Here is a 13317-nt window from a genome sequence, read left to right as displayed (position 1 = left end):
ACGATAGAATGCCCCGCACTCCACCGTACCGTATAATCAATGTTGTTTGATGCAGAAAGACCGTGGTTTTCAACTAATGCCACTGTCAGCTTTAACTATCAACCTCCTTTGAATCATCTCTAGCCCCAAGAATACCGGTGGTAGTATCACGATAGCTCAACGAAGTACCAGCAGCAGAAACAGGAATATTCGATGTTTGAGTTTCCGGATCGTAGGATTGTTTTAGGATATCTGAATCCTGAATAGCTCGATCGTACAATGCTGGGTCTAGTTTCTCGACAAAATTTAGAGTGAAAGGCACTGAACTTGCAGGTCTCTCCAAAGTTTGTGTTTTCATGGGATTGATTCTGAAAAATTGGGCAATATTTCAGATTGTAATTGATAGGATTTAGATTAGAGTGGCATTTAGTAGGAAAATTGATATAGTGGGATTTGGTGTGATATAGTGGGATTGCGTGGTGCTGTTTAGTTCTATAGTTACAAAACTTAACTTTTAGTGGCAAAAAGTGGGTTTGGGTGGCTAAACTAAAAAGATTGAGTGAGGTTAAAAATATATGGACGTTCAAGAATTGTCAAAATGGACTGATGAACAGGTATTCGCTAAAAAAGGACAACATCTTGATTCTTTACAAAAATTTATATTAGAAAGTGTTTTACAACGTCAAAATTTTCAGAAAATTGCGGTAACTAATGGGTATAGTTACGATCATGTTAAAAAAGAGGGAGCAAAATTATGGAAACTTCTCTCCGATGTTTTTTCAGAAGAGATTGAACAAAAGAATCTTGGTTCTATTTTGGAAAATAAAGCTGGTTCTACTATCAATAATTTCGGTAATGCTTCACACACTATTAGTAATTATATTAATAGTCACGTTAATATTTGCAGAGAAAATCCTCAATCTTTAGAGGATATAGAAAAGCGATCGCCCTCTTCCCAAGTCCAAAATCAACTCCCAATCATTGATCTAACAACAGCACCAGAATTAAACTATAATTACGGGCGTAATTCAGAAATTCATACTCTTAAAGAATGGATTTTAGAAGATAAGACTAGATTAATTACAATTTATGGATTGAGTGGTATCGGAAAAACGGCTTTAACCCTGAAATTAATCTCAGAAATTAACACACAATTCGATTATATTATTTATCGCAGTCTTGAGCATTTGCCTAAACTGATTAACCTTAAAGATGAACTTAAACAGTTTTTTTCTCAATCCCACGCAAATCCATTCCCAGAAATAATAGATTATTTTCGCTCATCTCGTTGTTTAGTAATCCTTGATGACGTGCAGAATATTTTTAAAACTGGTAACTTCGCGGGTCAGTATTTAACAGAATATAAAGATTATCGTAAATTTTTTCAGCAAATTGCTACCTTATCTCATGAGAGTTGTTTAATTTTAATTAGTTGGGAAAAATCTGGAGAAATAGAGACTTTAGAAAAAGAAAACAAATACACAAGAGTATTACAACTTCAAGGATTAGGAGAAGAAGCCAAAGAAATCTTGAGACAAAAAGATTTACAAGATGAGGGAAAATGGGATGAATTAATAACACTATATCAAAGTCATCCAGCTTGGCTAAATATTATTTCTTCAACTATTATAGAGTTTTTGAACGGGATGGTTTCCCTTTTTCTGGCAGATAAAAATGAGTTGTTTTTGGGTGACATAGAAACCAATTTAGAATCGCATTTAGAGCGGTTATCAGACTTAGAAAAAAATGTGATACACTGGTTGGCTCATCAAGATGAACCGATAGAGATTTCCCAAAAACCTGCTAATATGGAAGTATCTCAAGCTAAATTTATGCACATTCTACAATCTTTAGTCAGACGCGGTTTAGTAGAAAAAATTCCCAGAAAAGAGCTAGCAAAATTTCAGCTAAATTCTATTTTTAAAGCACATATTAACAGTATTTTTAGGAAAATAAGTTGATAACTGATATTAAAATGGATAGACTAAACGAATACCGCAAAATTGTTTGTGACTTTCTCGAAGACTTTTCTAAAAATGATGCAAATGCTCAGTTAATATTCGATTACGCCCGCGATCGATACCTCGTGATGCACAACGAATGGCGCGACGAATATCGCATCTATGGCTGTGCCATGCAGCTTGATATCATCGAAAATCAAATCTGGATTCAACACAACAGTACCGAAATCTATATCGATCGAGAACTGATTAAACGTGGCGTGTCTCCTCAAGATATCATTCTTGGGTTTCGCTCCCCCAGCATCCGAAAACTCCTTGCCACCAACTATTCCTAGAGACAAAGATGCTGTGATAAAATGATGAGATAGCACGTTATTCTTTGCCCTCTGACAATGGCAGAACCGATATTTCAATTGTCTCGTGTTTCGGGAGTTCCAGTCACAAAGTTCTATGCGTATGTTGTCCCGCAGCACCTTGCGAAACTTCTGGGAAACTCATCCAGATGCCTCAGAAGCACTAAAAACTTGGTACTACGAAGCGTCTCACGCCGATTGGCAGAGTCCAGTCGATGTTAAGTCCGCTCATGGTAATGCCAGCATCATTGCGAACAATCGTGTTGTGTTTAACATCAAAGGCAATTCCTATCGGCTGATTGTTGCCATTCGTTATGACATCGGCATTATTTTTATCCGCTTTATTGGCACTCATGCCGAGTATGACAAGATAGATGCAGAAACAATCTAAACACAAATTGATATATGGAAATACGCCCAATTAGAACGCAAACTGACTATCAGGAAGCCCTTCGAGAGGTTGAGTTGCTGTTTAATGCAGATCCTAATACACCTGAGTCCGATCGCCTAGATGTGCTCAGTACCCTAGTAGAAGCTTACGAGAAGGCACACTTTCCGATCGCAATACCCGATCCAATTGCAGCCATTCAATACTACATGGAGGCTCGCGGATGGTCTGGTAGCGATTTGGAACAATGTATTGGCAGTCGAGTTAAAGTTTCTGAGATATTATCTCGCAAACGATCCTTGACTCTGGAAATGATTCGGAAGCTGAATCAAGAGTTAGGAATTCCCGCTGAGATTCTCATCCAGCCCTATGAGTCGCTACAAACCTCTGCCTAACAATAGAACACCATATTTTGGGACAGTTGGTAATTTTCCATTGCACAGACAATGCACCCGAACAGTCACAAAGCAGGATTTTGGATGAAAGATTAACTATCTTGAATTGTGGGAGACATTGCTATATTTTGCGCTTGTTTTTGCATAAATTCAATGTCCGATCGCGACCAAGTGCGGGGCCCGCTGCACTGATGAGCAATTAACAGCCCCCACAGCCCTTTTGCTGTTAAAATTGGCACGGCTAAATTGGCGCGAACTTTCAGGCTAAGCAGAAAATCTCGGTGGCATGGGTTAATTGGTTCTACTTCAATATCTGCAATTGCTCTAACTCTGCCGGCTTCGTACAAAGCAGCGTAGTGGCCGTTAAAACAATCATCAGGCCCGGTTAAACCCAAGATTGAGAGTTCCATCGCACTCAACATCTCGTAAGTCACTCGACCTTGCCACTGCTTGTAAAAATGATAAAGCACCGCGCGATCGCTCTGCAAAATTTCTCGAATGTCATAGAGGGATTGTTCAATTAATACGTCGCGCTTGAGACGATCTGTCAAGCGGTTAACAATGTTTTGCAGGCGATCGCCAGACATGGTATTAACTCCTTCAATTCCTAGTATACTCGCCCGATCTTAATTATTTACCTTGCACTCTCACAAATCCTCAAATTTTTGCGTCTCGGGATTCTTAGCCGCTCGAAAATGAGTTATTTTTGGCTTGACACTTGTCGGGATGGCAGCAACATTATACTAATATTTTAACCGATACAGCAATCTTTTCGGGAAATGGGCGATGGCGTCGGGCCCTCGCCCGTGCTACGGCTTTTTTTGCGCGAAGAACCACCGCCGGGACGCCTGTTCCACAAATGAATCGAAAAGGAAGAGTTTACAAGTGCTGGGAGAATTGCTAGATATGCCTAAAGTTGGTTCCTCTTAAAGAGAGGAACTGTTACGATTTCTCGATACCTAGAGAAAGGATCAAATATGTCTGTGCTAGAAGCTGCTTGGAAACACGAATTTATCGCTGCGAACGGCATTAAACTGCACTATGTCACTCAAGGTTCTGGGCCGCTGATGCTGATGCTGCACGGATTTCCTGAATTTTGGTATTCTTGGCGGCATCAAATCCCAGAATTTGCATCAGACTATAAAGTTGTCGCTGTGGATCTCAGGGGTTACAACGACAGCGACAAACCTAATAATAAATCTGCTTACGTGATGTCAGAGTTTGTGCAAGATGTCAAGGGAATTATTCAGGGTTTGGGATACGAAAGTTGCGTCTTAGTTGGTCACGACTGGGGAGGTGCGATCGCCTGGAGTTTTGCTTATGCTTATCCCCAAATGGTGGATAAATTAATTGTGATGAATCTACCACATCCGGCCAAGTTTGCTGAAGGGCTACGCACTCCCCAACAATTGCTGAAAAGTTGGTACATCTTTTTGTTTCAGTTGCCAGTTTTGCCGGAGTTGTTAATTCAGTTGGGCGACTATCAGGCAATTTCGGCTGCTTTGGAAGGTATGGCAGTGGACAAAAGCACCTTTAGCCCCTCAGATATCGAAGCTTACAAAGATGCGGCAGCCAAACGGGGCGCTCTGACTGCTACTATCAATTATTACCGCAATATGGCTCGGGGATTTCTCGATCGCCAGAATTGGAGCGTGCTGCAAGTTCCGACGCTGATGATTTGGGGAGAAAATGATGTCGCCCTCGGTAAAGAGTTAACCTACGGGACAGCAGATTACGTGCGAGATTTTCAGATTCATTACATTCCTAATTGCAGCCACTGGGTGCAGCAGGAACAGCCGCAGTTAGTGAATCGGTACATGAGAGTTTTTTTGGCAAGCAAAGCTGTTTGAATTAAAATAGCACAAGGAAGTTCCGCAACGAGCAGTGTACAAGATGTAACGGATGTAATGGATGTAAAAGTAACAAATAAAGCCTCAACAATTGCTGAGACTTTATTCTCTAATTTGTTGTATTTAAAACAGTTTTAAAATATACACTCAGAAAGCAATTGTTAGGGCAACAGCGGCTAGACTGTAGGTAAAAAGTTGTCCTATTTCTGAATAAAATCTCAAGCTGATAAATCGCCCTATCCTAAAATATCTTTGATGAAGCCGATAAAGCTTTGTTTAGTCAAAACTTCGATCGCCAGCAAAGAAACAAATCCGATCATCGCAAAACGTCCGTTAACTTTCTCTGCATACTCGGTAAATCCGGTGCTGACGTTGGCATCTACATACATCGTGGGCTCGATCGCGAAGTTGTTGAGCAGACCTTGGTCATCGACCATCATGTTACGTGAAGTCATGTGTTTTTCCTTGTTTTGTTGCTTTATGTAAATAAATGTAACAAATTGTTAATTTTAATTACAGTGATATAACGCATAAAAGTATGTGATGCTTGTCACATACTTTTACCTTCGCATCAAGATGAATTTTAAATCTAAAATCTATAGTCCAGGACGCACCGGCACCCAGAACCAATCTCAAATCTGAAATCCAATGACCGAAAGCATCCAGGATACAAGCCCCCGGATTCATCCCTGGAGAAATAAAAAACCTGTATCTGATGAAACTTGCCCCCCGAATTTATCCGTGGGGTCAAATCTAAAATCTAAAATCTAAAATCTAAAATCTAAAATCTAAAATCTAAAATCTAAAATCGATTGACCTTGGTGGAGCGGGCATCCCGCCCGATCGCAAAATTAAATCTAAATATAGAAGAGCTAACCTTGCTGAGAACGATTATCATTGTATTTATGAGTCAATCAACAATCACCGCCGTAGCGGGCCCGCCCGGAAGCGGAAAAACAACCTGGATTCGACAGCAGCTAGCAGCCGAAACCCCGCCCCTGCTGTATTTTTGCCCCGGAAGCGGCAATGTGCCGATCGACCAAACGTGCATCGCCGCCGAATTTGGGCAAATCACCACCCTGACAGACGGCCAAGAATCCGAGCTCGCGAAACACCTAGAAAACGGCGTTTCAGCCTACATCGAACTGGGATTTTACCTGCAACTGACAGCAGTAGAAAACCTACTCCAAAGCTTTCCCAGCCGCCGATTTGCTGTAGTCCCGCCAGAAATCAAAGACACCGAATGGCATCAATGGGCAGATGTAATTGTCGAGGGAATAGCCGTTAGCGGCGAACCAGAAAAACTATCAATTTGGCGCAGCCCCGCTAGCGGACAAGTCCTCGATCCAGCCAGCCTCGATCTGTTTTGGTACCAAGAAATGACCCAAGGAGCCTACGGCAAGGTTCACAGAGCCAAAGGCATTTTTGACATAGCCGACGGTCGATCTTTTTACTTCGATTTCTCTGCCGAATTCAAAGAAACCGCCCACGAAGAATTGCCACTTCCCCGCTGGCTCGAAGGCCGCCCCCAAAGATTTAGCGGCATAGAAATAGTCGGCGAAAATCTCGATGAAACAGCATTAGGACAAACCCTAGAAGATTGCTGTCTGTCCGAAACAATTCTGTTGAATTACCAACAACAAGTCAAACAAGCACTTTTATTAGCAGAATAAATAACATGAAAATAGCAGTTATGTCCTGCATTCACGGCAACTACGAAGCCTTAAATGCCGTTTTGTCAGACATTGACGAACAACAAGCAGACAAAATCTTTTGTCTCGGAGATTTAGTCGGCTACGGCCCCCATCCCCACGCCGTCGTAGAAATGATTCGCTCCCTCGACATTCCCACTTGCGCCGGCTGCTGGGACGAAGATATTGTCGAAGGTTTGAACTCCTGCGAATGCAGCTATCCGTCTGTTTTAGCCGAAAAAAGAGGAAAATTAGCCCACGAATGGACAAACGCACAAATCCCCTTAGAAACGCGGGAATATTTAGCCACTTTGCCGCACAGTTTGCGAGAAGACAATATGTGTTTTGTCCACGGTAGCCCTCACAGCAATCATGAATATTTACTGCCGACAATGGATGCTTTTTCTGCGTTAGAGCGGGTATTTTCTGCGAGTGCTGACGTGCTGTTTTGCGGTCACACTCACGTTCCCTACGTTCGTACTTTAGATGCTGGAAAAATGCAGGTTCGGGTAAGCGGGCCGAGTATTGATAGAGAAAAAGATTTAAGTTTTACTGCTCCTTTAAAGCGGATTGTGAATGTTGGTTCCGTGGGAGAACCACGCCACGGGAGGCCGAATGCTACCTACGTGATTTACGATGTTGACGCTCAACAAGTGATATTGCGAGAAGTCGAATATGACTATCAAGCTACTTGCGCTGCAATTATTGAAAAAGGTTTGCCGCCAATTTTTGCTTGGCGTTTGGCTAGGGGTTTGGAATATGCCGAAAGAGCTGACGATCCGACTCATGTTTGTGAAAGATAGATAAACAGTTGACAGTTGACAGTTAACTGTTGACTGTTCAATAAAGAGGTAGATTGTGATTTACCGTTGGGTGGGGGCGGGTTTATAAGATTATTGGTTTTTGGCGATTATTGTTGGTAAAACCCGCCCCTACAAGTTTTTGACATTGGTGTAAGATATCCGTTCAAAACACGCTCAGAAAAAAAAATCTAAACTAACCAGGCAAAAACCTCGACCATTACTAACAATTAACAAGTATGAAAAACTGGGCAATAATAAGTGGAATCGAAGGAAATCTGGCTGCTTATGAAGCTGTACTAGCTGACATCAAGCGCCTGAGAATTCGTGTTGAGGAGTTGTATATATTGGGTGATTTAGTCGGTCCGAATCCCGAATGCGAAAAATTAGTGCAGCGAGTCCGATCGCCCAAACGAGGAGAAATCGAACCTCAAATTTGTATCGGGTGGTGGGAAGAACAGTGTTTCAACTTACACGGAATAGGTTCTAGCCCTGATGCGGCAGAATTGCGACAAAAATACGGCGCAGATACGATTAAGTTGCTCTGGGATTCTGTCAGCCGGAAAACTGTAGAGTGGTTGCGCTCTTTGAATTTTGGTTTTCATGAATTGGATTGTTTGTTGATTCACGGGAGTACGGTTAGCGCGTCTGATGAGCTTACCCCGGAGACTCCGCCGCCTGTGATGCTCGATCGCGTTATCCGCGCTGATGCCAATACTTTGTTTTGCGGGCGATCGGGCTTAGCATTTGAGTATCAACTACAGCCCACCATTATCAATAACTGGGTAATGACTCTGGACTCTCAAGAGCCGCCTGCAACCGTGTCTGCAACAGCGCGAAGGGCGATCGGAGTCGGGAATGTGGGTCGGCTCAGCGGACAAGCAAATTATACTCTCTACGACCCAGACACGGATACTGTCAAGTTCCGAAACGTTTCTTACACCACCCGCAAAGGGTTTCAAGCTTAGCAGTCGGGCATGGCAATTACTTCCAGTTAGTTGACATAAATTATCAATTAGCTTAAGCTGTACGTTCTATCCAAAGTAGCGGTGACGCTAGGCCTAAATCCTATGACTCTTTTAACCTGCACTCCTGGCTTGTGCCCTAATCTCAGACAGCAGACTTTCACCTGCCGTCAGTTGATACCCATGCCCTTTAACGGCTTGCTGCGAATTGAGCGGGGAACCGTCCGAACCATGACTTGGAGCGAACAGGGAACACCAATAACCCTCGGATATTGGGGAGTTGGAGACGTACTCGGTCATTCGTTGTCAGGCGTTCAACCTTATCAAATTGAGAGCAAAACTCATGTAGAAATTAGTTACATTCCTCAAAATTTGTGCTATCAATCCTTAGATGAAGTTTTCCGACATCTTCAGCAAACTCAAGAATTTTTCTGCATTGTTCGCAGCGAATGTCTGCGCGATCGACTGTTGCAACTATTAGCTTGGTTGGCAAAAAAATTTGGTCGGGAAGTAGCACAAGGAGTTTTGATCGATCTGAGATTGACTCACCAGGAGATTTCTGAGGCGATGGGAATTACGCGGATTACGGTGACGCGCCTGATGTGTCGGCTGGAGGAGGAGGGAATTATCGATCGCACTCGCCCTCAATACATTGTTTTAAATTCCCGTTTGTAACATGGGATTTATCTGGAAAAGGGATGACAGTGAAGTGTTTATGAGTCATCAGCTAGCTGAGCAATAATTCTAGGGCTTGCGCTTAAAGCACATCTAAATTATGATAATGATTATCATAGTCGATCCAGTGCGATACAGGCGATCGTACCTAAATTTTGGCTAGGAAGTGCTATCCACAAGAGCTTTGGGATGCTTAGCGGCGTTCCAAATTGACAGCAGGGCTTCTACAATTAATCAACGAGGGACAATGACTAATCTCACTGTACAAACCCCAGATTTAGTTTCCGATTTTCCCAAAAGAGGAATGCCCGTAACCATAATTACCGGCTTTCTCGGCAGCGGAAAAACGACTTTACTCAATCAAATACTCAAAAATCGTCAAGATTTAAAAGTAGCAGTTTTAGTGAACGAATTTGGCGATATTAACATCGATTCACAGCTTTTAATTTCTACCGAAGATGACATGGTAGAGCTGAGCAACGGCTGTATTTGTTGTACCATCAATGAAGGCTTAGTTGATGCAGTATACCGAGTTTTAGAACGGGAAGACCGTATCGATTGCATGGTAATTGAAACCACCGGAGTTGCCGATCCACTGCCGATTATATTGACATTTCTCGGCACGGAATTGCGGGATTTAACCAGTCTAGATTCTGTACTCACTGTAGTCGATAGCGAAACATTCACCACAGACCATTTTGACAGCGAAGCAGCTTTAAAACAAGTAGCATTTGCAGATATCGTGCTGATGAACAAAACCGATTTAGCTCCTTCAGAAAAAGTAGAAGAATTAGAAGCTTACATTCGCACTGTGAAAGAAGGAGCGAGAATTTTACACTCTGAATATGGTGAAGTTCCTTTACCCTTGATTTTGGGTGTAGGTTTAACCCAAGCCGATCTTTTCGATAGTTTTGAAACTGAGGAAAAACACGAGCATCACGAACACGAAAATCATCACGAACATCACCATCACGAGCATCATCACGAACACGAGCATCATCATGAACATCACCATCACGGACATCACTCGAATCACTTAGATAATGACGGATTTGTTTCACTATCATTTCAGAGCGATCGACCTTTTGATCTCGACAAATTCCAAGAATTTATCACCGAAGAAATGCCCTGCGATGTATTTCGGGCAAAAGGCATTCTTTGGTTTAAAGAAAGTCCGATGAGACACATTTTTCAACTTAGCGGCGCGCGCTATGAACTAAATGCTTACGAATGGTTGACTCCACCTAAGAATCAACTCGTAGTCATCGGCCGCAACTTAGATACCGCTCAAATTCGAGAACAACTTAACAGTTGTTTAGTTTAAGATTTCGTCAATCTCAGTATCACGTCCATAGCCAAGAGATTTTAGATTTAATTACGCCGTTAGTAGTTGCAGTTTTTGACAGCAAAAACCGTGTAAATACCAACGGTTAATTTCATATATTCATCTATAAAATCATTAAAAAAAACTAAACCATTTTAATTTTTTATTTTGTAAATCTTGTTATAATCAAATGCCAAATAAAAGTCCATACCCAGTGTTAAACATTTCACAAACTGCAAGCATGACTTTATCTACTCGCCCCGAACTGACTTCTCCAAATGGTGTAGTGTCATCAATTCCTACCCAATCTCAACCCCCTGTTTCAGATGAAGAAATGAGACAAGCAGTGCGTACATTGCTGCTAGGATTGGGAGAAGACCCAGACCGTGAAGGGTTACGAGATACACCGAAACGAGTTGTGAAAGCCTTGCAGTTCTTAACTGGAGGTTATCGTCAATCTCTCGACGAACTGCTCAACGGAGCAGTATTCACAGAAAATGCTAACGAAATGGTGTTAGTGCGGGACATTGATATTTTCAGTTCTTGCGAACATCACATCCTGCCAATTATTGGTCGCGCCCACGTTGCTTACATCCCCAACGGGAAAGTAATTGGACTGTCAAAAATTGCTCGAATTTGTGAAATGTACGGCCGCAGATTGCAAGTACAAGAACGCTTAACTGCACAAATTGCGGATGCACTTCAAGGATTGCTAAAACCTCAAGGTGTAGCAGTTGTAATCGAAGCAACTCATATGTGTATGGTAATGCGCGGTGTGCAAAAACCAGGTTCTTGGACTGCGACTTCAGCAATGCGTGGCGTGTTCGCTGAAGATTCCAGAACTCGTCAAGAATTTATGAGTTTAATCGCGCACAAATCAAGCTTTCACTAGAATCATCTGCGAATAAAATTCGCTGATATACAAACTTTCGTCCGCCCGCGCTGACAAAAGAAAAGAGAGTCAGAATTTGATTTCCATCCTGTTATCTCTCTTTTCTTTCCCTTTCCTCCCTCTGCGCCCTCTGCGCCCTCTGCGGTAAAAAATCTTACTTGAGAAAATACAACTCCTGTAAACTGAATATGGATCAAAAATATTTATGGATTGAAGCTTTAAAATTTAACGATCGAGGTTTGATTCCGGCGATCGCCCAGGACGATCGAGATGGTACCATTTTAATGATGGCTTGGATGAACAAAGAGTCGATCGAGCAGACTCTAGCTACAGGAGAAGCACACTATTGGAGCAGATCGCGCTCTGAATTTTGGCACAAAGGCGCGACATCCGGGCACATCCAAAAAGTCAAACAAATATTTTACGATTGCGACGCCGATACTATTCTGCTCAAAATAGAACAGATTGCTGAAATAGCTTGTCACACAGGCATGAGGAGTTGTTTTTTCAATTCCGTGGCGCTACCACTGCGTGCAATAATGTAATAATAATGATTATCATTATTGCACGCAGTTCCTATGTCATCTGCAAATAACGTCGAGTCCGCCGTTCCCACTCCAAGCGATCAAAATCCCTCCCTCACAACCATCCGTCCCCGCCGCCTCCGCCGTACACCAGCTTTGCGGCGGATGGTACGGGAAAATCACCTGACAGTTGACGACCTCATCTATCCGATGTTTGTGATGGAAGGGGAAGGGCAAAAAGTTGAGATTGCTTCTATGCCGGGTTGTTATCGCTATTCCTTGGATTTATTGCTAAAAGAAATAGCTGAATGTTGGGAGTTAGGAATTAATGCGATCGCCCTTTTCCCAGTCATCTCAGACAGCAAAAAAGATGACAATGGCAGCGAAAGCTACAACCCAGAAGGATTAGTCCAGCAAACAGTCAAAGCTATCAAACAAAACATTCCAGAAATAGTAGTAATTACCGACGTAGCCCTCGACCCTTTCACATCACACGGACACGACGGTTTAGTTGACGAAACTGGTAAAATTCTCAACGATCCGACTGTTGAAGTTTTAGTAAAAATGGCAGTTTCTCAAGCCGCCGCCGGTGCGGATATGGTAGCACCTTCCGACATGATGGACGGCAGAATCGGCGCAATTCGCAAAGCTTTAGATGCGGCAGGATACATCGATACAGCAATCCTGGCTTATTCAGCAAAATATGCCTCTGCTTATTATGGCCCGTTTCGAGATGCCCTCGATTCTGCCCCAAAATTTGGAGACAAAAAGACTTATCAAATGGATGCTGCTAATGCACGAGAAGCACTGAAAGAAGTTGCTTTGGATATAGCAGAAGGTGCAGATATTGTGATGGTAAAACCTGCTTTGGCTTATCTGGATATTATCTGCCAAGTGCGCGAAGCAACTAATTTGCCCGTAGCTGCTTATAATGTCAGCGGCGAATACGCAATGGTAAAAGCTGCTGCACAGTTGGGTTGGATTGATGAAAAGCGGATAATTTTGGAGACTTTGACCAGTATCAAACGGGCTGGTGCCGATTTGATTTTGACTTATTTTGCTAAGGAAGTTGCTTTGATGTTGAAATAAGGGAGTTTTTTTTACCGCAGATGCACGCAGATTAACGGGGAGCATCCCGATTTTGCAAGTATACAAAAGTATGATAAAATGCGCTGCTTTTGGGAAAAGCCAACACTTAGCTTCCTCCAAAAATATGTTTGAGAGTCAATCAGCCATTTTAGAGGAACTGAAGAATAGAGTGTCTCAAGAGTTACAATAGTCAATAAATAATTTGGAGAGACTAAACATGACGCCTGACTACCCGAGCACGCTTACAAGCTCATACTGCTGAAATCGCCAAAATTTTATACAGAAACACTCCCCCCGAAGCATTAGATAACCTGGAAACAATAGAAGGGCACTTGAGAAAACAATGGATAGAGATAGTGGGACCCGAAGTTGCTTTTTTTTTATCAAAGAAACCACGGGAACAGACAAAGGACGCCCCCGAACAGTAAAAA

The 13317-nt window shown here is 42.5% G+C and carries 16 protein-coding genes; 13 read left to right on the top strand and 3 right to left on the bottom strand.

Annotated features, from left to right (window positions below; translation table 11 throughout):
* Positions 1 to 91 precede the first annotated feature (91 nt).
* Entirely contained in the window at positions 92 to 337 is a 246-nt protein-coding gene (locus tag QUA99_RS03760) for a hypothetical protein (protein ID WP_333234812.1), read from the bottom strand.
* A 217-nt stretch (positions 338 to 554) separates the two neighbouring features.
* On the opposite strand from QUA99_RS03760, the gene QUA99_RS03755 reads away from it, so the two are divergent.
* The 4 genes from QUA99_RS03755 (at position 555) to QUA99_RS03740 (ending at position 3076) form a co-directional block, all read left to right on the top strand.
* Complete coding sequence (locus QUA99_RS03755) at positions 555 to 1940, top strand: NB-ARC domain-containing protein (protein WP_333234811.1); 1386 nt, start codon at positions 555 to 557, stop codon at positions 1938 to 1940.
* 14 nt (positions 1941 to 1954) lie between these two features.
* Entirely contained in the window at positions 1955 to 2275 is a 321-nt protein-coding gene (locus QUA99_RS03750) for a XisI protein (protein WP_333234810.1), read from the top strand.
* Positions 2276 to 2390: 115 nt separating this feature from the next.
* Positions 2391 to 2684 (top strand): type II toxin-antitoxin system HigB family toxin, encoded by a 294-nt coding sequence (locus QUA99_RS03745; protein ID WP_333234809.1) that lies wholly within the window; start codon positions 2391 to 2393, stop codon positions 2682 to 2684.
* A 14-nt stretch (positions 2685 to 2698) separates the two neighbouring features.
* The gene (locus tag QUA99_RS03740) at positions 2699 to 3076 is read left to right on the top strand and encodes a transcriptional regulator (RefSeq protein ID WP_333234808.1); all 378 of its coding nucleotides are present in this window, start codon (positions 2699 to 2701) and stop codon (positions 3074 to 3076) included.
* Between the two features lie 92 nt (positions 3077 to 3168).
* On the opposite strand, the gene QUA99_RS03735 is transcribed toward QUA99_RS03740, so the two are convergent.
* Positions 3169 to 3663 (bottom strand): GAF domain-containing protein, encoded by a 495-nt coding sequence (locus tag QUA99_RS03735; protein WP_333234807.1) that lies wholly within the window; start codon positions 3661 to 3663, stop codon positions 3169 to 3171.
* 390 nt (positions 3664 to 4053) lie between these two features.
* Here QUA99_RS03735 and QUA99_RS03730 point away from each other — a divergent pair, with 390 nt between their 5' ends.
* A complete protein-coding gene (locus QUA99_RS03730; protein ID WP_333234806.1) occupies positions 4054 to 4926 on the top strand; it encodes an alpha/beta hydrolase in 873 nt (290 codons plus the stop codon).
* Positions 4927 to 5162: 236 nt separating this feature from the next.
* Here QUA99_RS03730 and QUA99_RS03725 read toward each other — a convergent pair whose 3' ends face one another.
* A complete protein-coding gene (locus QUA99_RS03725; protein WP_333234805.1) occupies positions 5163 to 5381 on the bottom strand; it encodes a chlorophyll a/b-binding protein in 219 nt (72 codons plus the stop codon).
* A 450-nt stretch (positions 5382 to 5831) separates the two neighbouring features.
* Here QUA99_RS03725 and QUA99_RS03720 point away from each other — a divergent pair, with 450 nt between their 5' ends.
* From QUA99_RS03720 to hemB, 8 genes are all read left to right on the top strand, one after another.
* Positions 5832 to 6599: a GTP-binding protein gene (locus QUA99_RS03720; protein WP_333234804.1), complete on the top strand. Its 768-nt coding sequence runs from the start codon at positions 5832 to 5834 to the stop codon at positions 6597 to 6599.
* Between the two features lie 5 nt (positions 6600 to 6604).
* Positions 6605 to 7420 carry a metallophosphoesterase family protein gene (locus tag QUA99_RS03715; RefSeq protein WP_333234803.1) on the top strand — a complete coding sequence of 272 codons (816 nt, stop codon included), beginning with the start codon at positions 6605 to 6607 and terminating at the stop codon, positions 7418 to 7420.
* Positions 7421 to 7656: 236 nt separating this feature from the next.
* A complete protein-coding gene (locus QUA99_RS03710; protein ID WP_333234802.1) occupies positions 7657 to 8385 on the top strand; it encodes a metallophosphoesterase family protein in 729 nt (242 codons plus the stop codon).
* A 102-nt stretch (positions 8386 to 8487) separates the two neighbouring features.
* Positions 8488 to 9057: a Crp/Fnr family transcriptional regulator gene (locus tag QUA99_RS03705; RefSeq protein WP_333234801.1), complete on the top strand. Its 570-nt coding sequence runs from the start codon at positions 8488 to 8490 to the stop codon at positions 9055 to 9057.
* 247 nt (positions 9058 to 9304) lie between these two features.
* Positions 9305 to 10381, top strand: a complete 1077-nt coding sequence (locus tag QUA99_RS03700; RefSeq protein ID WP_333234800.1) for a GTP-binding protein — start codon at positions 9305 to 9307, stop codon at positions 10379 to 10381.
* A gap of 241 nt (positions 10382 to 10622) precedes the next feature.
* Entirely contained in the window at positions 10623 to 11273 is a 651-nt protein-coding gene (gene folE / locus QUA99_RS03695; protein WP_333234799.1) for a GTP cyclohydrolase I FolE, read from the top strand.
* Between the two features lie 188 nt (positions 11274 to 11461).
* A complete protein-coding gene (gene hisI, locus QUA99_RS03690; RefSeq protein WP_333234798.1) occupies positions 11462 to 11818 on the top strand; it encodes a phosphoribosyl-AMP cyclohydrolase in 357 nt (118 codons plus the stop codon).
* 33 nt (positions 11819 to 11851) lie between these two features.
* A complete protein-coding gene (gene hemB / locus QUA99_RS03685; protein WP_333234797.1) occupies positions 11852 to 12886 on the top strand; it encodes a porphobilinogen synthase in 1035 nt (344 codons plus the stop codon).
* Positions 12887 to 13317 lie beyond the last annotated feature (431 nt).

The sequence above is a fragment of the Microcoleus sp. F10-B2 genome (genome assembly GCF_036704965.1).
Taxonomy (GTDB): domain Bacteria; phylum Cyanobacteriota; class Cyanobacteriia; order Cyanobacteriales; family Microcoleaceae; genus Microcoleus.
Note: the sequence above shows the minus strand (reverse complement) of the source record. Positions and strands in the feature narration are given on the sequence as shown.